Annotated in this window: 3 protein-coding genes and 1 pseudogene; 1 reads left to right on the plus strand and 3 read right to left on the minus strand. The window is 68.8% G+C overall.

All coding sequences use genetic code 11. The features are described from left to right. The first annotated feature begins 1,632 nt into the window (after nt 1-1,632). Nucleotides 1,633-3,075 carry an ATP-binding protein gene (locus ACIOFR_RS41730; protein WP_401005993.1) on the plus strand — a complete coding sequence of 481 codons (1,443 nt, stop codon included), beginning with the start codon at nt 1,633-1,635 and terminating at the stop codon, nt 3,073-3,075. A 251-nt stretch (nt 3,076-3,326) separates the two neighbouring features. On the opposite strand, the gene ACIOFR_RS41735 is transcribed toward ACIOFR_RS41730, so the two are convergent. The 3 genes and pseudogenes from ACIOFR_RS41735 to ACIOFR_RS41745 all read right to left on the minus strand — a co-directional run bounded on the left by ACIOFR_RS41735 (nt 3,327) and on the right by ACIOFR_RS41745 (nt 5,512). Further along, the gene (locus ACIOFR_RS41735) at nt 3,327-3,953 is read right to left on the minus strand and encodes a hypothetical protein (protein ID WP_401005994.1); all 627 of its coding nucleotides are present in this window, start codon (nt 3,951-3,953) and stop codon (nt 3,327-3,329) included. 91 nt (nt 3,954-4,044) lie between these two features. Next, nucleotides 4,045-4,560, minus strand: coding sequence for a hypothetical protein (locus ACIOFR_RS41740; protein ID WP_401005995.1), 516 nt, complete (start codon nt 4,558-4,560; stop codon nt 4,045-4,047). Nucleotides 4,561-4,637: 77 nt separating this feature from the next. After that, nucleotides 4,638-5,512: pseudogene (locus tag ACIOFR_RS41745) on the minus strand (IS5 family transposase). Nucleotides 5,513-5,657 lie beyond the last annotated feature (145 nt).

The raw sequence follows: 5,657 nt of genomic DNA on the forward strand, positions 1-5,657 counted from the left end.
CACCTGGCACCTCACCCCCGCCAGCGCATAACCAGAAGGGGCCGCCCGGCCCGCAGCCAGACAGCCCCTCAGCAAGATCTTCACGAGCCTTCTAGTAACGGCTGTCCTCCACCGCGGCTCCTACGGCCCTCCAGGGTCAGGGCGCGAGCCGTGGCGCTGGAAGAACAGCTGCGCACGCTCTGCGGAGGCTGCTCCGCAGCCGCGCGGTCAGCGGCCTGTTGCCCCAGACCGCAGACAGCCGGCCGCAGGCAAGCCGCCGGCCGCGGCGAACTGTTACTACGTTCGCGCGCCCTCCGGGAAGGCCTGCGGCGAGGTGTCGGAGCACCGCAACAGGCGGTCAGGCGCGGCCAAACAGGCGTGCACCAGGCCCCCTCCGAAAACCTCCGGCGACCGCCCCCGCACCGCAACTCGGCCTCACGTCACCGGAGCCGACAATGACAGGCTGCGCCGGAAACAGCCCGGCAGGCGACTACCCGTGAATCCACGTGCGAGGCAGGACCTCTCCGTAACTCAAACTTGAATTGACGCTGGTGCAATACGCGTAGGACCACTGACCACTCCCCGCAACTTTGGCCTCCCCTACGACTGCTTTGCCATTGGCGCACACCGCGTAGGCCACAAATCCGGAATTGAGGTTGTCAATGGGGAATCGACAGGTGGCCCCGAACGTATTTCCGTCCTGCCACGTCGTGCAGCGGTTCACAGCATGCGCCGGGCTCGCAGCCAGCCCGACCATCAACGGCGCCGACACCAGCGCGGAAACAACAAGCGCCTTCATCCTCTTCATGCACGTCCCCCAGGTTTCGATTGCCGCATCTTTGTCAGATTCATGCGAGCGCCGCCACGGCCCCTCGCAGGCAAGAATTCTCCGACGGCGGCAATGAATTGGCAATCGTTTAACCCATTCCGGAATTGCCCATTTTGTCCAATTTGCACACGGCTGAATTAATGCGAAGCGATACATTTCGGCATCAAACTGTGACCGTTGCCATAGTGGCGATCAATGCGACCCTCCGGCGTAAAAGAAACAGGATCTTCCGATTCCAGGGCGGTGGGTACTTTGCCCTGATTTTTGCCACCCGGCAAATGCTGATTGCCGGTGTCTGAACCGTGCCGGGCGGCGGGCCGGAAACACTGCCGGCCGATGACGGCCAACGGCGCGCCCGCGGCCGGAAGGCCCCTGAATCCTCCAAGGAAGAACTGGCGTCCCGGCCGCCCGTGGGCGGCGCCGGTGAACCTGACGTTGAGGCAGGTTTCAGGGAATTGTCAGAGGATTCTCATCCAGCTGCTCGACCGTGTTGTCATGATCAGTAAGTCCCTGCGCCGGTCCCTGCCGCAGCTCGCCTCGTCAGCCACGGCCGCGTCAGGAGCGACCTTGCGAATGTCTTGACCTATCGGAGCCGCAAGTGATTGGGGGGCGGTGATCCAGGTCGCCCAACCGGCAATCGGCGGTCACCCGCAGACAGCGTGGGTGGCTGTTCGTGCGGACAAGTACACGAGCGACCTCGGGGGCGGAGAACAGTCATGACCGGCGCAGTTCCGAGTGTGCGGACGGACCGAACACCTTCAGGATCCGACACAGCGGGGCCGATCCCTTCGGCCCCGCGGCGGCGCGGCGGGTGGCTCCGCCAGATGACGCTGCGCGGCAGACTGGCGCTCTTCACGGCCCTCGCCGTGTCGCTGGCGGTGGTGCTGAGTGCTGTGGCCGGCTGGTTCGTCGCCAGCAACGAGATGACGACCCAGGTCGACAAGACGCTGGCGCACGCGTGGGCACCGAATGCCCGTACCCCTCCCCAGGCCCAGATCAAGGCGCTGAACGACTGGTGCCACGGTGTCGTCGCGCAGCCGTGGATGACCACCGACACCATCCCGACGGTGATCTTCGCGGACGGGACGTCGTGTCCGCAGAGCGACACCCGGGCCGTGAAGGTGGTCCAGGAGGACCTGTCGGTTGCGGGGAGCGGCACGTTCGGAGCCGATGCGGACTCCCGTTCCCGGGACGGGCAGCTCGCGGACGGTGAGGCCGTTCGCGTGTACGTCGTCAGCTACGGCCCGGTGGTGTTCAACGGGGTACGCACCACCGCGGCCGTGGCACTCTCACAACCCCTGGGGCCCGTGCAGGATGCCCTGTCCCGGCTGGCCTTCATCACGGCCTGCGCGGCTGCGCTCGTCATCGCGGCCTCGGCCGCCGGCGCACTGTGGATCGCCCGCACAGCACTGCAGCCGGTCGACCGGCTGACCCAGGCCGCCGAGCACATCGCCCGGACCCAGGAACCCGGGACGACCATCACCGTGTCGGGGGACGACGAACTCGCCCGCCTCGGCCGGTCGTTCAACGCCATGAGCACCGCTCTCGCGAACTCCCGCGACAGCCAGTCCCAGCTCATCGCGGACGCCGGGCACGAACTGCGCACGCCGTTGACCTCGCTGCGCACCAACGTGGACCTGTTGATACGCAGCGAGGAGACCGGGCGCGCGATTCCGGAAGGCATGCGCACGAAGCTCTTCGGCAACATGAAGGCACAGATGGTGGAGCTCTCCACCCTGATCGGCGACCTCCTCGAGCTCTCGCGCCCCCTGCGGGCGAGGGGTTCCGCTCCCGTCGCCGAGGTGGCGCTCCACGACATCGTCTCGCGTGCACTCGACCGGGCCCGGCTCCGCGGACCCGGGTTGGTGTTCACCGTGGACCTGAGCCCATGGCACGTCCTGGCCGACGCGCACTCCATGGAGCGCGCCGTGATCAACTTGCTGGACAACGCCGTGAAGTTCAGCCCGCCCGGCGGAGCCGTCGACGTCGCGCTCGCGGGCGGTGTTCTGACGGTGCGCGACTACGGTCCCGGGATCCCGCCGGAGGACCTGCCGCACGTCTTCGACCGCTTCTGGCGCTCGCCCGCCGCGCGCCAGCTGCCCGGATCCGGGCTGGGTCTGGCCATCGTCGCGCAGGCGGTCCGGGACGCGGGCGGTGCCGTGGCGCTGGCCCCGGGTGGGGACGGCGGAGGAGCGAAGGCAACCGTCAGGCTGCCAGGCTCCTCCGTGCCCCGGCCGCCGGCACCGCCCGTCCCGCCGGGCGCGTAAGGCAGGTCGTCCCGTCGGCGGCATCTCCGAGCAGGCCACCGTGCGCGGAGGTGCCGCGGTCGTGAGGTGCAGCGTCCACCTCGACCGCAGCACCGAACGATCTCGCCGGGGACGGTGAAACGGTCGTCGCCGATCACCGGGAACGCACGCCTGCCCGGCCGGGTCCTCGGGGAACACCCTGGAGGGCCGTGTCCGACCGGGGCCCTGCCCCGGTCGGACACGGTGCTGTCGTGATCCGTTCGAAGGCCGGTTCAGCGGGGCGCGACAGCAAGCAGGCGCTCGGCGGTCCAGCCGGAGCCGGTCGGGGTGAACGCGGTGACCCGGTCGGAGGTGAAGTCGACGAGCAGGCCGGGCTGGGGTCCGGATGCCAGGAGCACCCGCCGGCTCTTCCCGTTCTCCGCCACCAGCACCTTGGCGCCGCACTGGGCGAGGTGGTCCCGGTAGCGGTCGACCCCCGCCGCGGCGGAGGCCGCGGTGAAGTGGAGGATCTGCTGGGTGAGCTTCTGGCCGGAGTCGGTCGAGGCGATCGTGGAGCTGACCCAGGTGTCGATGCCCGCGGCCCGCAGGCGGGCGGTGCGCTGCCCGTCCGGGGTGGACCAGGGGAAGTCGGCCGGGGTGCAGGACACCGCAGGGGCGGGGTCCGCCGCCGCGCAGGCGGCCGTCAGGCGCAGGGAGGCCTCGGTGCTCGTGGTCGAGGCGCCGGGCCACACCGTGTCCGCTGTCAGGAGTGTGCCGGCCGGGGCCCGGTACTCCTGCTCGCAGGAGCCGGCTGCGGCGGTGGTCGGCTGGGCGGTGCGGTCGGTCCTGTCGGTGCATCCGGTGAGGACGGCGAGGCACAGGGACGGTGCCAGCAGGACGGGCACGAGGCGGCGGTTCATCACGCTCCCGGGAGATCGGTGGGCGGGCGGGCAGGTGGGCGGTCCGGGAGGGCAGGGCGGTGTCCCGCCGCCCTCCCGGACCGGCCGTCGATCAGACGTTCCTGACCTCGGCGTACTTCTGCGGCGCGACGACCGTGCCGTAGGTGGTGCTGGACACCTTGCAGTTGCTGGCGATGTGCCGGACCGTCACGATGTACGTCCGCTTGATCAGGCCGTCGCGGTACGACACCGTCGAGTAGGCGGGCACCGCCACGGTGAAGGTGTCCGTCTTCGTCAGCGTGACAGACGCGGTCACCGAGACGCCGAGCTTCGCCTGAATCTCCGCGATGACGACGCTCCCGCTCGCCTGCACCTCGGCACTGACCGTCACGCTCGCGGTGCCGCTCGCGGACCGGGCGATGGCCCGCGAGACGGTCGCCCCCGAGCTGTTGCTGATGGTGCCGCTGTCGCTCGTGCCCCACTCGTAGCCGGTCTGGGTGTAGGTCCGCTCGTTGTACGGGTCACAAATGTTCCCGGACTGACCCGGGTCGACCGCCGCAGCCGCAGCCCCCAGCAGCCCCGCCGACACCACAGCAGCGAACACACCAGCAACAATCTTGCGCTTCATGAGGTCCCCCCTCATCACCGCCCACCCCGCTTTGAGGTGGACATGAGAGACGCTAGGGCCTGTTTCGAAAGTGCTGGTCACAGCCATTCGTTGATGGCTGCGACCAGCACGGTTGCTTCGTAGCGGACGGCGAGCTTGTCGTATCTCGTGGCGACCGCACGGTGGCGCTTGAGGCGGTTGATTCCGCACTCCACGGCGTGGCGCTCGCGGTAGTCGGCCTTGTCGAACTTCGGCGGCCGGCCTCCGTGGGAGCCGCGCTTCTTGCGGTTGGCGATCTGGTCGCGCTTCTCCGGGATCGTGCAGCCGATGCGGCGTCTGCGCAGGTAGACACGGTTCGCGCGGGAGCCGTACGCCTTGTCGGCGCGGACCTTGTCCGGCCGGGTGCGCGGCCGTCCCGGGCCGAGCCTGGGTACACGGATGCGGCCCAGGACGACCTGGAACTGCGGGGAGTCACCGCGCTGTCCGGCTGTGATCACGAGCGACATCAGCTTCTGTGCCTGCTCGACCGCCAGGTGGATCTTGGTGGTCAGTCCACCGCGAGAGCGTCCGAGGCCGTGGTCGTCGGGCTCGGTGAAGACGCTGCCGGGTGGCTCGACCTGCAGATCCCCCTTTTGCGCGCACCGGCCGCGTGCTGGTGTGCGGGGGCGATTGTGGAGTCCACGGAGATGTCCCAGGTGATCAGGCCCTTGGCATCGGCCCGGGCCTGGAGCTGCTCGAGAATCCGGGGCCAGGTGCCGTCGCGCTGCCAGCGGCGGAACAGCCCGTACACCGTCTCCCAAGGCCCATACCGCTAGGGCAGATCCCGCCACGGAATGCCCGTGCGGGTACGGAACCGTATGCCGTTGATCAGCTGCCGCTTGGTGTGCACCGGCGGCCGACCGGGCTTGATGCCCCGCGGCAGCAGCGGTTCCAGCACCGCCCACTGGGCGTCCGTCAGATCTCCTCGAACCACGGAACATGATCATCGCACGACCTTGATCCACTTCTGAAACAGGCCCTAATCTTGTGCTTTAACGTCTCGACGCTCAGGTGGCAGACCTGATCAGAGCTTCAGAGGCCCGTAGGTGCCGTTCGCGAAGGTGAAGACGGTCGGCTCG

Source organism: Kitasatospora sp. NPDC088346, from assembly GCF_044740765.1.
Classification (GTDB): Bacteria; Actinomycetota; Actinomycetes; order Streptomycetales; family Streptomycetaceae; genus Kitasatospora.

What these genes read in the sequence shown, in the direction of transcription:
- ACIOFR_RS41730 (WP_401005993.1), top strand. Translation starts at nt 1,633, where the DNA reads ATGACGCTGCGCGGCAGACTGGCGCTCTTCACGGCCCTCGCCGTGTCG.
- ACIOFR_RS41735 (WP_401005994.1), bottom strand. Translation starts at nt 3,953, where the DNA reads ATGAACCGCCGCCTCGTGCCCGTCCTGCTGGCACCGTCCCTGTGCCTC.
- ACIOFR_RS41740 (WP_401005995.1), bottom strand. Translation starts at nt 4,560, where the DNA reads ATGAAGCGCAAGATTGTTGCTGGTGTGTTCGCTGCTGTGGTGTCGGCG.